Here is a 14751-nt window from a genome sequence, read left to right on the forward strand (position 1 = left end):
TTCTTTTTATTCTTCATTAAAAGCTTCACTTACCTTTTTAAATTCTTCAGTACCCTCTATGCTATCTGGATTATTTTCTAGACTATCCTTTTCTTTTCCTTCCTTGTCTATCCTTATTTTTAAATTATTCATCTCTTTTTGTAAGTTCATCTGCATTTTTAATAAAGATTTTATCATTTTCAAGTTGTTTTCTTTCATGCATTTTTTAATATCTTTTTCTAAACTATCATATTGACTTGATAAAGAAGCATATAAGCTCATTAGCTTTTCTAGTTCATCTTTATAATTATTCATTACATGTTTATATGTTGATACTTTTCCATAAGCTCTAACATTTTTTCTTACAGATTTCTTTAGGTTCTCTTTTATATTATCTGACAGATCCGATGAATCTATTAATTTATCTGCACCTTTTCTATAATTTTTTATAATATCTTTTATTCCATCAATGCTATCAGAAAAAGAAAGCCTAGGTAACTTGCTCAAAATTGAGTCTACTTTCTTTATATCTTCAAATCCCATTTTCTCTAAAGAGCCATTATTTTCTTTTGATGATAAAATTGAATTTATTTTTTCATTTAAATCTTCTTTTTTTATATTATCTGGTGAACTCTTTATTGTATCTACTACACTATTCATTAAAGAATCTAAATTCTTCTTAAATTCTTCTTTATCAAATGTTTCTTCATCTGTTTTCATACCATAAACAGATAACATATTTGATGAATAATTAAAAAAAGCATCAAATTTATTAGATATTTCCTCTACACCATAATCTATAACATCCTTCAAAGTTTCATCTAGCATATTTATATTTTCTTTTGTAATTTCTGAACAGTTTTCTCCTTTAATTTCCTGCTTAATCTTCATATATTCATTGGCCACATTTTCAATAAATTTTCCATCTTCTTTTCCATTCTTAAAAGCTTCCTTTAATCTATTAGAAAACTCATATTTTGAAACGGCTGTACTTGAAATTTCTAAATTATCTCCATTATTAGATTTAGCACTCACATTTTCCATACTACTATGAGATTGAGCACCTATGCTTTTCATACTACTATGTTTAAGATTTATCTCTATAAAGTTATTTTGAAAATTTGCTCTAGAAATGTTATTGATATTCATAATTCCTCTCCCTTCCATGTGATAAAATATTTATTTTACATATATTATATAATTTTCTAGTTATGTTATCGTTTATGTTTATTAATTCTTTTGCCAATATTTTATTAATATACAAAATATTATTTTTAGATAAAAATAAAGGCACTTTCACTAATAGCTTTAATTAAAATAACTATATAATGAAACTGCCTTTTATTTAATATTAATGATTTTTTTCTTCAATATAGAAGGTTTCCTTACCTTATTTCCTTCTTTATTCCTCTGCTTAATGTATTTTCATAATCTATAAACGAATATACATCTTCTTCAAATAGACTACTAAATTTTTTCAATTCATCTAAATTCAAATCTTCTATAGCCTTACTATTCTCTTCTGAGTAAAGAACAATTTCTCCTATGACCTTATGTGCATCCCTAAAAGCCATACCCTTGTTAACAAGATAGTCTGCAGCTTCTGTAGCATTTAAAAATCCTTTCTTAACAGCCTTTAAGGTATTTTTCCCTTTAACTTTTAGTGTAGATAACATACCAGTCATAACTTTTAAACAGGATAAAACAGTATTTACAGCATCAAAAAATCTTTCTTTATCCTCCTGCATATCTTTATTATATGCAAGAGGGATACCTTTCATTGTAGTAAGTAAAGAAATTAAGTCTCCATATACTCTACCAGTTTTTCCCCTAATCAATTCAGCAGCATCAGGATTTTTCTTCTGTGGCATTATAGAACTACCTGTAGAATATGCATCGCTTATTTGTATAAAATCAAACTCTTTACTACTCCATAGTATAAGTTCCTCACTTAATCTACTTAAATGCATCATCACAATAGAACAATCCCCTATTAGTTCTATTGCAAAATCTCTATCACTTACACCATCCATAAAATTATCTACTGGTTTCTTAAAGCCTAGTTCTTCAGCAGTAAACATTCTATCTGTACTATAAGTAGTTCCTGCTAATGCACAACATCCTAACGGACTTTCATCCATAATATCTATGGCATTTTTCATTCTCTTTTTGTCCCTTTGAAGCATACTATAATAAGCCATAATGTGATATTTAAAAGTTACCACTTGTGCTCTTTGAAGATGTGTATATCCTGGCATAAGTACATTATTTTCTTCTCCAAGCTTTATAATGGCTTGTTGTAGTTCTTCAATAGCTTCTACTACATCTAATGCCTTCTCTTTAGCATAAATCCTTAAATCCACAGCTACCTGATCATTTCTACTTCTAGCTGTATGAAGCTTTTTGCCCACTTCTCCTATACGAGAAATTAAATTCATTTCTACAAAACTATGTATATCTTCATAGTCCCCTTCTATTAATAAGCGCCCCTCATTTATATCTTTTAAAATAGAATCTAATCCTTTAATTATTTGATCTTTTTCATCATTAGTTAAAATACTACATTTAGCCAACATATTAACATGAGCTATGCTACCTTTTATATCATGTTTATATAACTCTTTATCAAAGCTTAATGAACTATTAAAATCTTCCATAAGCTTACTTTCTTCTTCTTTAAATCTTCCGCCCCAAAGCTTCATTCACTACACCGTCCCTTTATTAATTAAGAATTAAGAGTGAAAAATGAAAAGTAATGGAAGCTTTTTCTCAGTAAAGCTAAGAAAAAGCAAATATTTAAATTCTTTTGCTATTTTTTAACTAGTTAAAAATAGCTTCCTTTACTCTTCTCTATTCACTCTTTACTCTTCATTACTTGTTTTTTAGTGCTTTTATCTTGTATGGTAAGCCAAATAGTCTTATAAATCCTTCTGAGTCCTTATGGCTATATAGCTCACTAGCTCCAAAGGAAGATATTGTTTCATCATAAAGAGCATTTTCTGTAAATATTCCAGCATTCATTACATTTCCTTTATACAGTTTTAATTTAACTGTACCTGTAACATTCTCTTGAGTAGTATCTACAAATGCATCTAAAGCTTCTCTTAATGTTGTAAACCATAAACCATCATATACAATTTCACCATATTTATGTGCAATTCCTTGCTTATAATGATAAGTTAATTTATCTAAAGTTAATCTTTCAAGTTCTCTATGAGCTTCATAAAGTATAGTTCCTGCTGGTGTTTCATATACTCCTCTAGACTTCATTCCTACAAGTCTGTTTTCAACTATGTCAACTACACCAATACCATTTTCTGCCCCAATTTTATTTAAAACAGTTACAATTTCTACTGCATTAAGCTCTTCTCCATTTACTTTAGTTGGAATACCTTTTTCAAAATAAATTTCTACATAAGTTGATTCATCTTTTGCCTTTTCCGGTGATGTTACTGTAGAATACATTTCTGCATTATGTTCATTCTCTGGATTTTCTAGTTCTCCACCCTCATGACTTACATGCCATATGTTTTTATCAACAGAGTATATTTTTTTCTTTGTTACAGGAACCTCTACACCCTTTGAAAGAGCATAGTCTATAGCATCTTCTCTTGATTTAATATCCCATATTCTCCATGGAGCAATTATTTGTATTGAAGGATCAAAAGAAGCTATTGCTACTTCAAATCTTACTTGGTCATTTCCCTTTCCAGTACATCCATGACATATATACTTTGCTCCTTCTTTTTGTGCAATTTCTACTAATCTCTTTGCCATTAATGGTCTTGCAAGAGAAGTTCCAAGCATATATTTATCTTCATATAATGCATTAGCTTTTAAAGCTTTAAAAACGTAGTCTTTTACAAACTCTTCTTTTAAATCTTCTACATATATTTTTGCTGCTCCAGTTCTTATAGCCTTATTTTTAACTTCCTCCATATTATCATCCTGGCCTACATCTATACAAACTGCTATAACTTCTAAATCATAATTTTCTTTAAGCCATGGAATAATTATAGATGTGTCTAGTCCTCCTGAATATGCTAATACAACTTTATCTTTACTCATAATTAAAAGCCCCCTTATATTATTAAAAATATTTACAATATTTTGAACTCTATACTTCTATTTTTAGACCATAGAGCACAGATTATAGACAATAGGTATAGTTAAATCTTTTTATAATATCTATTATCCATGCCCTATAACCTTACTAAAGTACTTTCTTTAAAAATTCTCTTGTTCTTTCTTCCTTTGGATTAGTGAATATTTCTTGTGGAGTATTTTCCTCAACTATTTTTCCACCATCCATAAAGATTACTCTATCTGCCACATCTTTAGCAAAACCCATTTCATGAGTTACCACTACCATAGTCATTCCTTCACTAGCTAATTCTTTCATAACATTTAGAACTTCCCCTACTAGTTCAGGATCTAATGCTGATGTTGGTTCATCAAATAACATTATATCTGGCTGCATAGCTAAGGCTCTTGCAATAGCAACCCTTTGCTTTTGACCTCCAGAAAGTTTTGATGGATAATAATCCATTTTATCTCCTAATCCTACTTTTTTTAAAAGCATTTCTGCTCTAGCTTTTGCTTCTTCTTTATTTTCCTTTTTAACTGTAACTGGAGCTTCCATTACATTCTCCAAGGCAGTCATATGTGGAAATAAATTAAAGTTCTGAAAAACCATTCCCATTTTTGTTGTTACTTTTCTAAGAAGAGTTTTATTCTTAGGATCTAACTCTTCTCCTTCTATAATTATTTTCCCATTATTTATAGTTTCTAAATGATTTAAGCATCTTAGGAAGGTACTTTTTCCTGAGCCAGAAGGCCCTATTATAACAAGAACTTCTCCCTTACTTACTTTTACATTTAAATTTTCAAAAACCGTTAAATTATGAAACTTCTTTGTTACATCTATAGCCTCAATCATATACATAAACTTATCCTCCTAATTTTAGTATCTAGATACTTTCTTTTCCCAAATAGCGAAAAGAGTTGTGAAAACTGTAGTTAATGCTAAATATATACAAGCTGCAATGAAGAATGGCTCCATTGGTCTAAAATTAGCTGAATATATTTGCTGAGCTGCTCTCATAAGTTCTTCCATAGCTATTGCAGAAACTAATGATGTATCTTTAAGCATAGTTATGAACTCATTTCCTACAGGAGGTATCAATACCTTTACTGTTTGAGGTAATACTACTCTTGTCATAGTTTGACCATAGGTAAAGCCTAATGCTTTACAAGCTTCAAACTGTCCCTTATCTACAGCTAGTATACCACCTCTTATTATTTCCGCCATATAAGCACCAGAATTTAAACTTAATCCTATTATTGCCGCTGTCATTGGTTCTAATTCTATTCCCATAAAAGGTAAACCATAATAGAAGAAGAATAATTGTAACAGCATAGGAGTTCCTCTAATAATCCATGTATAAAATGAAGCTACTGCATAAATAACTTTATTCTTTGACAATTTTAATAACGCTACTATTATACCAATTAAACTTCCTAATATTACTGAAATAATTGTTAATTCAATTGTTTTTCCACTTGCCTTCAATAATATAGGAGCTATTTCCTTTAAAAGATTCATATCCAAAGCTCCAGTCCCCCTTTTTATAAACACCTTTATTTTCTACTTTTTATAAATATCTGTTCCAAACCATTTAATAGATAACTTTGACATTGTTCCATCTTGTGTTAATTCATCAATTGCCTTTTGTACTGCATCTTGTAATTCCTTGTCACCTTTTTTGAAAGCTATTCCTATTGGTTCCTGATTTAAAGTTACTGCTATATCAAATTTATTTTGCTGTTTTGCTAAATAATATCTTCCAACAAATTCATCTACTACTACTGCATCTATTCTTCCTATTTCAAGATCTTGAAATGGTTGAGTTGCTTTGTCATAAGTTTTCAAATTCTTTAATCCTTGTATCTTTTTAGCTGCTTCTTCTCCTGTTGTTCCAAGCTGACATCCTGCAACCTTACCTTTTAAATCTCCCTCAGTCTTTATTGAAGTGTTACCTTTTTTAACTATAACTACTTGACCACCTTTAGCATAAGGTTTTGTAAAATCTACTTCTTTTGCTCTTTTTTCAGTTATACTTATAGCTGATGCTGCCATATCAAATTTACCTGAGTTTAAAGCCATTGTTAATCCACCAAACTCAGTAATTACAAAGTCTGCTTCTACACCAAGCTTCTTAGCAACTTCTTTTGAAAGATCAATATCAAATCCTACTAATTCATTTTTATTATCTCTAAATTCCATTGGAGGATAAGTATCTTCAAGACCTATTCTTATCTTTTTTGCTTCCTTTACTTTTTCCAAAGTACTAACATTTTTCTTTTCTTCACCTTTTTTAGTTGAACTACCACACCCTGTAAACAATGTTCCTACAAGTACAAGGCTTAATAAAACTGATACTGCTTTTTTCATAATTATTTTCTCCCCTTTATAAATATTATTTTATTAGTGAAGAGTTAAGACTTTCTTTGCCCTTCACTAAATCAATCTTATTTAATAATTAATGCTTTAAATTTACAACTTACAAGCATTCCCCTTAACATCATCTCTTTTATGGTATTTATAATCTGACCACTGTCAAAGGTGTTGCCCCCATGGGAAAGCTCACATAGGGGCCATATATATTAATATTTATAAAAAGGGGTCTGCATTAAATTGTAATTATGAATGATTATTATTTATAAACATCTTCTCCAAACCATTTTTGTGATAGTTTAGAAAGAGTTCCTTCCTGCTTTAATTCATCTAACGCTTTATCTATTGCTTCTCTTAGTTCCTTATCTTCTTTTCTAAATCCAATTCCTACAGGTTCATCAGTTAATTTTGCATCAAGGAGTATTAAGTCTCCTCCTCTTTTCTTTAAGTAATATCCCCCTACCTGTCCATCAGCTATAACTGCATCTATTCTTCCTACTGATAAATCGTTAAACGCTTCAGTAACTCCATCATATTTCTTAAGTTCCTTTATTCCTTCAATCTTGCTAGCTGACATTTCTCCAGTAGAACCTAACTGGCATCCTATTACCTTACCTTTTAAGTCTTTCACATCTTTAATAGTATTATTCCCTTTTTTAACTACTATTCTCTGTCCTCCAACAATGTAAGGTTTAGAAAAATCTATTTCTTCTTTTCTTTTATCTGTTATACTCATAGTAGATAATATCATATCAAATTTTTTAGATTTTAAAGATAGTATAATGCCTTTCCAATCATTTGTTTTAACTTCAACCTTAACGCCTAATTTCTTTCCAATTTCCTGCCCCAAATCGATATCAAATCCTACTAAATTATGGTTTTCATCTCTAAATTCCATTGGTGGATACGTATCATTCAGCCCCATTGTAAGTACGCCATCCTTTTTTACTCTTTCCAAGGAATTTAAATTTTTACTTTCCTCTGTCTTTTTATTTCCACTGCTGCAACCAACAAAAGTTCCTGCTGTTAAAATTACTGCTGTAACTAATGCTAATATCTTTTTCATAGCCCCAATTCCTCCTACTTTTATTTTTTTATTGTTTAGTTATTTGTTATTATGATTATACAAAGTATTCTATAATTATGCAATACCTTTTTTAAAAAAATATTATGTTTTTCGTATTTTTTTCTTTAATAAACCCTTAATGTACCCATGTATTTATTGTAACCGTTTGTAATTTTAAATCCTATTTAGAATATACTTTATTTTTTAAATTTTCTAATAATATCATGCATATTTATACATACATGCATAAATAAAATGCATACTTTTTATGCAGATCAGATATTTTATTATAGTATAAAAATTTTTTAATAAATAAATAAATAAATAAATAAATAAATAAATAAATAAATAAATAAATAAAGAAAGAATAAACAAGAAGTCTTTTACTCCTCATTTATTCTTTACTATTTAAAACTTATTATTTATTTTCTTTCCCTAAATTTGTTTCCTTCCTCAATAGCTTTTTGCACATATCCTCTGTTATTTTGTAAAAGCGTTTTACATACTTCTTTATGAAGACATGTTTTTGAAATAACTATGCTTAATTTTATGTCATAGTCCGTTTCCTTTAAAAGTTTCTCTGCTTCTTCTAAACTTATACCAGTAGCTAGCATAAGTATTCTTTTTGCTCTAGCAATCAATTTATCGTTACTTGCTTTTAAATCAACCATTAAATTCTCATATACTTTGCCTAATTTTATCATGGTACCAGTGCTTATCATATTTAAAATCATTTTCTGAGCAGTTCCAGACTTCATTCTTGTAGATCCCATAATCACTTCAGGTCCTACAACTACAGAAATGCCCACATCTGCTATCCTAGTCATCTCACTTTCAGTATTCATTGTAATAGAAATTATCGCTGCACCTATTTCTTTTCCATATTTCATGCCACCTATAACATAAGGTGTTCTTCCTGAAGCTGCTATACCACATATTACATCTTCTTTTCTTATGTTTAAATCCATTAAATCTTTTTTTCCTAGCTTTTCACTATCTTCAGCTCCTTCTACCGCTTTAAATATAGCAGAATTCCCACCAGCTATGACTCCTTGAATTAAATCATGATCTACTCCAAAAGTAGGCGGGCATTCTGAAGCATCTATAATACCTAATCTACCGCTAGTACCTGCCCCTATATATATAAGCCTTCCTCCTTTTAAAAGTCTTTCTGAAACCACATCAACAGCTTTGGCAATATCCTCTTTTGCTTTTTCCACTGCAAATGCTACTTTTTTATCCTCTTCATTAATCATAGTTATCATATCATAAGTATTAACCCTATCTATATTTGCAGTGTTTTTATTTATCCCCTCTGTTATAAGTTTAGATAACCTCTCTACTTCCATATAAACTCCCCCAGTTTCTTTATATTAATTTTAATATTGAAACTTTTATTTATAATATTATAATTATATGATAATATATTTTTTCAATGTATACAATTATTTTTAAAAATTTATTTCAAGGAAAAATATAAAAAATATGAGCCAATCATAAATGTACTTATATGAATGCTCATATTTTTATGGAAATTCTATTTATCTTATATGTAACTTAACCTTTATAGATTTCTCGTCAACTCTTGTAGCTACAAGGCTATGGTTCTTACCCTGTAATAGCTCTTCCAATACTAGAGTTATCTCTTTATTAAATATTTTAACTTCTTCATTATCTTTTAAATATATAGCCAATAAATTAGATCTCTTTTTAAAATAAAGATTGTCCCATTCTTTCACGCTATAACCTTTATTTACGATAGTTATAACTAATCCTCTTTCATAAAATATCTGTTTTAACCTTTCATATTTAATTTTATAGTCTTTATTTTCTTCTTTTAATTTTTCTAGTATGTGTTCATTCTTCTCTATACTTTGCTGAGTATCTTTTATTTTTTTCTCACATTTTTCATTTTTAATATCTAACTCTTTAATCTTATTTTGATTTCTTTTAACATAATATTTGTTTAAAATATTTAAATTATCCTTATTCATTAGTATCATCCTTACTTTTATATTATAATTATTGTATAGATTATTAAAGCGAGGTGCAAAACTTGGAATATATGAAAAAGATATTAGATACCTTAATTCTATTTATAAAAAAATTAGCTAATAAATCTAAATTTATTATAAAAGAAGTAAATAATAAAATTGTATTTTTAAAAAGAAATGGAACAATTATAAAAAATGCTTATGATAATATCTTAAAAGAAAAATTAAAAACCACAGATAACTTATTGAATAAAGTTAATGAACTGAAAATCATAGATAATAATATAAATAAAGAAATATCATATTTAAAAAGCCAAAATAAAAGTCTGGAAAATAAAATAGAAATTTTAAGTGATTTAATTGTAACTAGTAGATCTGAACTTTAATAAAATCCAGCTCTACTATATCTTTATCACTATGCTTCTGAATAAATTATCCTAAGCTTCAGCCAGAGATTTATATTTCTTTTAAATAAACTCCATCTGAAGCCAAGAATCTATTGATAGATTACCATATAGTTAAACTTTCCCCTATTATTTCTTTTATTGTTTCTGATAAATTATTCAGTTCCTCTTTGGTTAATTCGCTTGGATTTATAGGCTTATGTATAATTACATTAACCTCAGCAGGTTTAATTTCATTTTTCTTATTTCCTTCTCTAATCTTATAGGTACCATCAATGGTTACAGGTACTATAGGAACTGCTCCCTTTATTCCTAATTTCATACTACCTTTTTTAAATTCCCCTAAGCTTCCATCTTTGCTCCTAGTTCCCTCTGGAAATATAGCCATGGAATATCCATTTTTTAAATTTTCTACACCTTCATTTATAGATTTCACAGATTCTCTTATATTACTTCTATCCATAAATACACATCGAAGTTCCTTCATCCATCCACTTATTAATTTAACTTTTTCTAATTCTTTTTTAGCTATAAATCCCATAGGTCTTTTAGTAGCTGTTAGTATTACTGGTATATCAAATAAACTTTGATGATTTGCTACATAAAGACAGCTTCCTTCTGGCAAATTTTCAATGCCTTCTACATTTATCTTTACCCCTGCTTTATTCACAAAAAATTCTGCCCACTCTAACACATTTTTATTTATATATTCATCTGCTGCCTTATCTCCATTTTTCTCTCTTATAGATTTGACTTTCCCCTTTTTTAACATAGTTTTAAACATGTACGATGCGTATTTTAAATATAACAAAAAATTCTTCATAAATATTCTCTCCTATCCATATGGAAATTTAAATGTATTTTTATTATAGCACATAAGACCTTATTAATGCATAAGTTTATAGCCATTTGATTTAAAACACCTTTAAAGGATAGACTACAAAATAACTATAAAAAAATTTAGGAGTATAATATGAATACTAAAAAAACTTCTACTTTCTTTTTAATTATTACTTTGTTTTTATGCTTATCAGGATGTACTTCTTTTAACTTTAATAATAAAAAAACAACTAATAATTTGTTAAAAATTCATTACATAGATGTAGGTCAAGGTGATAGTATTTTAATTTCAATTAATGGAACCAATATGCTCATTGACTCTGGTTCACATGAAAAAGAAGAATATTTAATAACTTATTTAAAAAAGCAAAAAATAAAAAAGTTGCATCATGTAATTGCAACTCATCCCCATGAAGATCATATAGGCTCTATGGCTGGTATAATAAAAAATTTTAATATAGAAAATTTCTATGGCCCCAAAGTTGTGGTAAATGAAAAATGTTTTACAAGCATGGTAACTGAACTTAGAAAAAAACATTTAAAAATACAAGTAGCTAAAGTTGGTAAAAAAATTAAAATTCATCCTAATATAATTTGTGAAATAATAGCTCCTAATAATACTAGTTATGAAAATATAAATAATCACTCAGTAGTAATAAAATTAACCTATGGTTATACTAGCTTTATTTTTACAGGAGATGCTGAAAAAATAAGTGAAAATGAAATGTTAAAAGGCAGTATTAATTTAAAATGTGACGTTTTAAAACTTGGACATCATGGCAGCAATACTTCCACTACAGACTCATTTTTAGAAAAAACATCTCCCAAAATAGCTATAATAAGTTGTGGAAAAAAGAATATTTTCCGCCACCCTAATAAAAAGATTGTTAATAAATTAAAAAATAAAAACATTAAAGTATATAGAACTGACATTGATGGCAATATAATATTAATAAGTAATGGTAACTCTATAATGAAAAGTGAACAATGAAGAATAAAGAAGGACTTTCTTCTAGTGATACTACAGAAAAACTTTAAATTAATAAATATATCTTTTTTATAATCAACATTATAAAAAATTTCACTTATATTTAAAATTTTAGACTTTCTGTATATTTGTAAAGAAACTCCTCCATATTTACTCTTTATTATTTCTTATTTTCTTTTAATCAAAAGGCAAATTCCTGCAACTATGAAAACTACAGGCAAGAAATATTTATTTACAGCAGATTTTATAATATAATATATCTCATTGCCTATAAATAATTTATTGGCTATAGATAAAATACCAATTATAATGAAAGCCCAGGCAACAGTTATCCAAACTTTTTTATCCATATCTCCATTATAATTTCCACCACTAGTATTACCTGTATAATTAGCTTTTCCCATATCTAAAAGCTTGCTAATAAAAAAGTCAGAATCTAATATAATCTCTCCCATATCAATTCTTCTAGCAATACTAAACGTGTCAATAAATGTGTAAAACCATAAAATTGTTCTTAAAATGCCACCTATAAATCCTAATCCTAACATAGAAAATACAGGTATTAAAAGCATATAAATTAGCAGTGCCTCTAACCCCTTCCTCATAAGCCCTAAATACATATATCCTACTCCAGGTATTAAGGCAGCTACAAAAGTTAAAAATCCATTTCTTCTATTCACTAAACCAACCTCCTAAAAATTTAATTATATTTTCATCGCCATTATATTTTATTTGGCATACTATACTTCTAATTTTAAATTGCAAATTAAGAATAGTATCAGGCATATTAGATGTATACATAAAAATCATAAGAAAACCTGTTAAAATCAAACTTAATCCTGTAGAATAACTTTTCTTTCTAATAGAACTCAATACTATGTTATTATTGAATATATTTTCTTCTTTTTTCAACTTTTTTAATAGTATTTCATTATATTCCTGTGAAGGTTTAATTTCGTCAAAACAGTTTTTTATTAACTCTTCTACATTCCCTCTTCCTTCTCCCATACATCATATTCCTCCTTTTCTAATACTTTCTTTAACTTACCCTTAGCTCTATATATTCTACCTTCTACTGTTTTTGTTGATATCTTTAAAATTTCTCCTATTTCCTTTTGGCTAAGTCCAACAAAATAATATAGAACAATTGGTATCTTTAATTCCTCAGGAAGTTCACATACCAATTTCCTTATATATCTCTTTTCATCTAAATCTTCTTCAGCATATAAAGTTTCTGCATGAAAAAGCCCTTTCAATAGTCCCTTTATACTTTTCTTTCTTTTATAATCTAAACATTTATTTATAGAAACCTTATAAATATAGGTAGAAAAAGAGGATTCTCGTCTAAATTTATGAATATTTTTATATATGTTTATAAATATCTCTTGAGATAAATCCTCTGCCTCTTGATAATCATAAGTAAAGGAATAACATAAAGAAATAATTTTATTTTTATAATTATTAACTAAAGTAATAAAGCTATTTTCATCCCCTTGCTTAATTCCTTTTATAATATCCTCATCATTCAAACCTACCACTCCTGATTATTAACCTTTATAGATCCAATCTTAACCTTCATATTTAATTTTCCAGCACCACTTCCTAGAGTTTTAACTATTCCAGAATTTACTCTACTATCATCATTTAAACTACATTTTCCTTGAGATACATCTAAATTAACATCTAAATTTCCATCAGAAGTTTTCATTTCTGCAGTACCTATATTTACTCCCACATTTATATTCTTACAAATTTTATTTTCTATCTCTACTTTACCATTATCAACTTGTATATTCCCTTCTTGAAAATCTCCTTTAAAATCTATACTTCCATTACTTACTTTTACTTTGCCAATTTTAATATCTTTTCCATCAAGTTTTCCATTATTCATATTTAGAATTAAAGATTTTCCACCATTCATTTTTAAAATTCCATTATTACCTTTTATATCCCACTCCACAGCAGAGAGTGTATTTTCACTTTCTAATCTCATATTATTAATATTCATTATAACCTTATATCCATCAGGTACATATATATCTCCTTTAACCCCTCTAACATAACTTTCATTAATATCTACTTTAATCTCTTCATTAGATCTAACCTCTTTTAAATTATAACTACTTATATTTTGATTTTTATCAACATAAACTATTAGATCAAATTTTATTTTTCCATCTTGGGACTTCTTAAAATTCACCTCTCCATTTTTAGTAGTGAAATTAAGTTTATTTCCGGATATTTCTAAATTTTTTTCACATTTAATTTCCTTAGCATCATCAAATTTTATATTAAAATCTTTTAAATTTATTTTCATATCATCATTAATGAAATGAATTTCTTTTCCTAGCTTATTACTTAATCCTACAACTGCATTGATTATTAGAAATATTATAATTAATGGAATAACTAAAAAATTAAACCCTAACTTATCCTCTCGACCTTTTCTTCCATATAAAAATATAATTTCTACTCCAAAAAGTATAATAATTATAGGCCACCATTTAAAGAACTCTGAAGAAAAAGCTTTATCAACATTTCTTAATATCATCCATACTCCAATAAATATAAAACCTATAGCTGAGGTGAAAGTTCCAACTTTTTTCATAATTTTCTCTCCTTCTAATATTTTCTTTTCACTTATTTAGACGTAGTTACTTTTAAAAATCCCACAGTTTTTTAAATAATAAATGAAAATATTAATTTCTTATATCATCCCATTAGAAATTCTTTAACTCATTAACAAATACAAAAAAAGTCTTGCATATACAAGACTTTACATTATCTATTAATTTTTCTTTATTGCTCAAAAAATAAAAATGGCTCCGTGGAGAGGATTCGAACCTCCAGCCCTTCGGTTAACAGCCGAATGCTCCACCATTGAGCTACCACGGAACATGACCTGGCGACGACTTACTCTCCCACAAGGCCTCCCTTGCAGTACCATCAGCGCTTCAAAGCTTAACCTTCGTGTTCGGTATGGGAACGGGTGTTACCTTTGAGCCATAATCACCAGATGCTGA

Annotated in this window: 16 protein-coding genes, 1 tRNA gene and 1 rRNA gene; 2 read left to right on the forward strand and 16 right to left on the reverse strand. The window is 28.1% G+C overall.

The features are described from left to right. Positions 1 to 6: 6 nt before the first annotated feature. The 9 genes from T514_RS0108705 to T514_RS25655 all read right to left on the reverse strand — a co-directional run bounded on the left by T514_RS0108705 (position 7) and on the right by T514_RS25655 (position 9496). Positions 7 to 1128, reverse strand: a complete 1122-nt coding sequence (locus T514_RS0108705) for a hypothetical protein (RefSeq protein ID WP_027624424.1) — start codon at positions 1126 to 1128, stop codon at positions 7 to 9. A 236-nt stretch (positions 1129 to 1364) separates the two neighbouring features. After that, a complete protein-coding gene (gene argH / locus T514_RS0108710; RefSeq protein WP_027624425.1) occupies positions 1365 to 2681 on the reverse strand; it encodes an argininosuccinate lyase in 1317 nt (438 codons plus the stop codon). 169 nt (positions 2682 to 2850) lie between these two features. Then, positions 2851 to 4047 (reverse strand): argininosuccinate synthase, encoded by a 1197-nt coding sequence (locus tag T514_RS0108715; protein WP_027624426.1) that lies wholly within the window; start codon positions 4045 to 4047, stop codon positions 2851 to 2853. A gap of 145 nt (positions 4048 to 4192) precedes the next feature. Beyond that, a complete protein-coding gene (locus tag T514_RS0108720; RefSeq protein ID WP_027624427.1) occupies positions 4193 to 4924 on the reverse strand; it encodes an amino acid ABC transporter ATP-binding protein in 732 nt (243 codons plus the stop codon). 18 nt (positions 4925 to 4942) lie between these two features. Continuing rightward, positions 4943 to 5590 carry an amino acid ABC transporter permease gene (locus tag T514_RS0108725; RefSeq protein ID WP_027624428.1) on the reverse strand — a complete coding sequence of 216 codons (648 nt, stop codon included), beginning with the start codon at positions 5588 to 5590 and terminating at the stop codon, positions 4943 to 4945. 36 nt (positions 5591 to 5626) lie between these two features. Beyond that, complete coding sequence (locus T514_RS0108730) at positions 5627 to 6433, reverse strand: ABC transporter substrate-binding protein (RefSeq protein ID WP_027624429.1); 807 nt, start codon at positions 6431 to 6433, stop codon at positions 5627 to 5629. A gap of 262 nt (positions 6434 to 6695) precedes the next feature. Further along, the gene (locus T514_RS0108735; protein ID WP_027624430.1) at positions 6696 to 7502 is read right to left on the reverse strand and encodes an ABC transporter substrate-binding protein; all 807 of its coding nucleotides are present in this window, start codon (positions 7500 to 7502) and stop codon (positions 6696 to 6698) included. Positions 7503 to 7924: 422 nt separating this feature from the next. Then, positions 7925 to 8851, reverse strand: a complete 927-nt coding sequence (murQ, locus tag T514_RS0108740) for an N-acetylmuramic acid 6-phosphate etherase (RefSeq protein WP_027624431.1) — start codon at positions 8849 to 8851, stop codon at positions 7925 to 7927. Between the two features lie 192 nt (positions 8852 to 9043). Further along, positions 9044 to 9496: a hypothetical protein gene (locus T514_RS25655; protein WP_051541953.1), complete on the reverse strand. Its 453-nt coding sequence runs from the start codon at positions 9494 to 9496 to the stop codon at positions 9044 to 9046. Positions 9497 to 9567: 71 nt separating this feature from the next. Between T514_RS25655 and T514_RS0108750 the strand changes: the two genes are divergently transcribed. Continuing rightward, a complete protein-coding gene (locus T514_RS0108750) occupies positions 9568 to 9882 on the forward strand; it encodes a hypothetical protein (protein WP_156939849.1) in 315 nt (104 codons plus the stop codon). A gap of 121 nt (positions 9883 to 10003) precedes the next feature. On the opposite strand, the gene T514_RS0108755 is transcribed toward T514_RS0108750, so the two are convergent. Further along, a complete protein-coding gene (locus T514_RS0108755; RefSeq protein ID WP_027624433.1) occupies positions 10004 to 10723 on the reverse strand; it encodes a lysophospholipid acyltransferase family protein in 720 nt (239 codons plus the stop codon). Between the two features lie 150 nt (positions 10724 to 10873). Here T514_RS0108755 and T514_RS0108760 point away from each other — a divergent pair, with 150 nt between their 5' ends. Continuing rightward, positions 10874 to 11731 carry a ComEC/Rec2 family competence protein gene (locus T514_RS0108760; RefSeq protein WP_027624434.1) on the forward strand — a complete coding sequence of 286 codons (858 nt, stop codon included), beginning with the start codon at positions 10874 to 10876 and terminating at the stop codon, positions 11729 to 11731. Positions 11732 to 11895: 164 nt separating this feature from the next. Here T514_RS0108760 and T514_RS0108765 read toward each other — a convergent pair whose 3' ends face one another. The 6 genes from T514_RS0108765 to rrf all read right to left on the reverse strand — a co-directional run bounded on the left by T514_RS0108765 (position 11896) and on the right by rrf (position 14745). Further along, on the reverse strand, positions 11896 to 12408 hold the full coding sequence (locus tag T514_RS0108765) for a hypothetical protein (RefSeq protein ID WP_027624435.1): 513 nt from the start codon (positions 12406 to 12408) through the stop codon (positions 11896 to 11898). Continuing rightward, positions 12401 to 12736, reverse strand: coding sequence for a hypothetical protein (locus T514_RS0108770; RefSeq protein WP_027624436.1), 336 nt, complete (start codon positions 12734 to 12736; stop codon positions 12401 to 12403). Before T514_RS0108770 ends, T514_RS0108765 begins: the two co-directional genes overlap by 8 nt. Next, on the reverse strand, positions 12712 to 13257 hold the full coding sequence (locus tag T514_RS0108775) for an RNA polymerase sigma factor (RefSeq protein ID WP_027624437.1): 546 nt from the start codon (positions 13255 to 13257) through the stop codon (positions 12712 to 12714). The genes T514_RS0108770 and T514_RS0108775 overlap by 25 nt, the downstream gene beginning before the upstream one ends. A 2-nt stretch (positions 13258 to 13259) precedes the next feature. After that, entirely contained in the window at positions 13260 to 14336 is a 1077-nt protein-coding gene (locus T514_RS25660) for a LiaI-LiaF-like domain-containing protein (RefSeq protein WP_027624438.1), read from the reverse strand. 212 nt (positions 14337 to 14548) lie between these two features. Beyond that, positions 14549 to 14623: transfer RNA gene (locus T514_RS0108785), tRNA-Asn, on the reverse strand. 5 nt (positions 14624 to 14628) lie between these two features. After that, positions 14629 to 14745: ribosomal RNA gene (rrf, locus tag T514_RS0108790) — 5S ribosomal RNA — on the reverse strand. Positions 14746 to 14751 lie beyond the last annotated feature (6 nt).

The sequence above is a fragment of the Clostridium lundense DSM 17049 genome, from assembly GCF_000619945.1.
GTDB lineage: Bacteria > Bacillota > Clostridia > Clostridiales > Clostridiaceae > Clostridium_AO > Clostridium_AO lundense.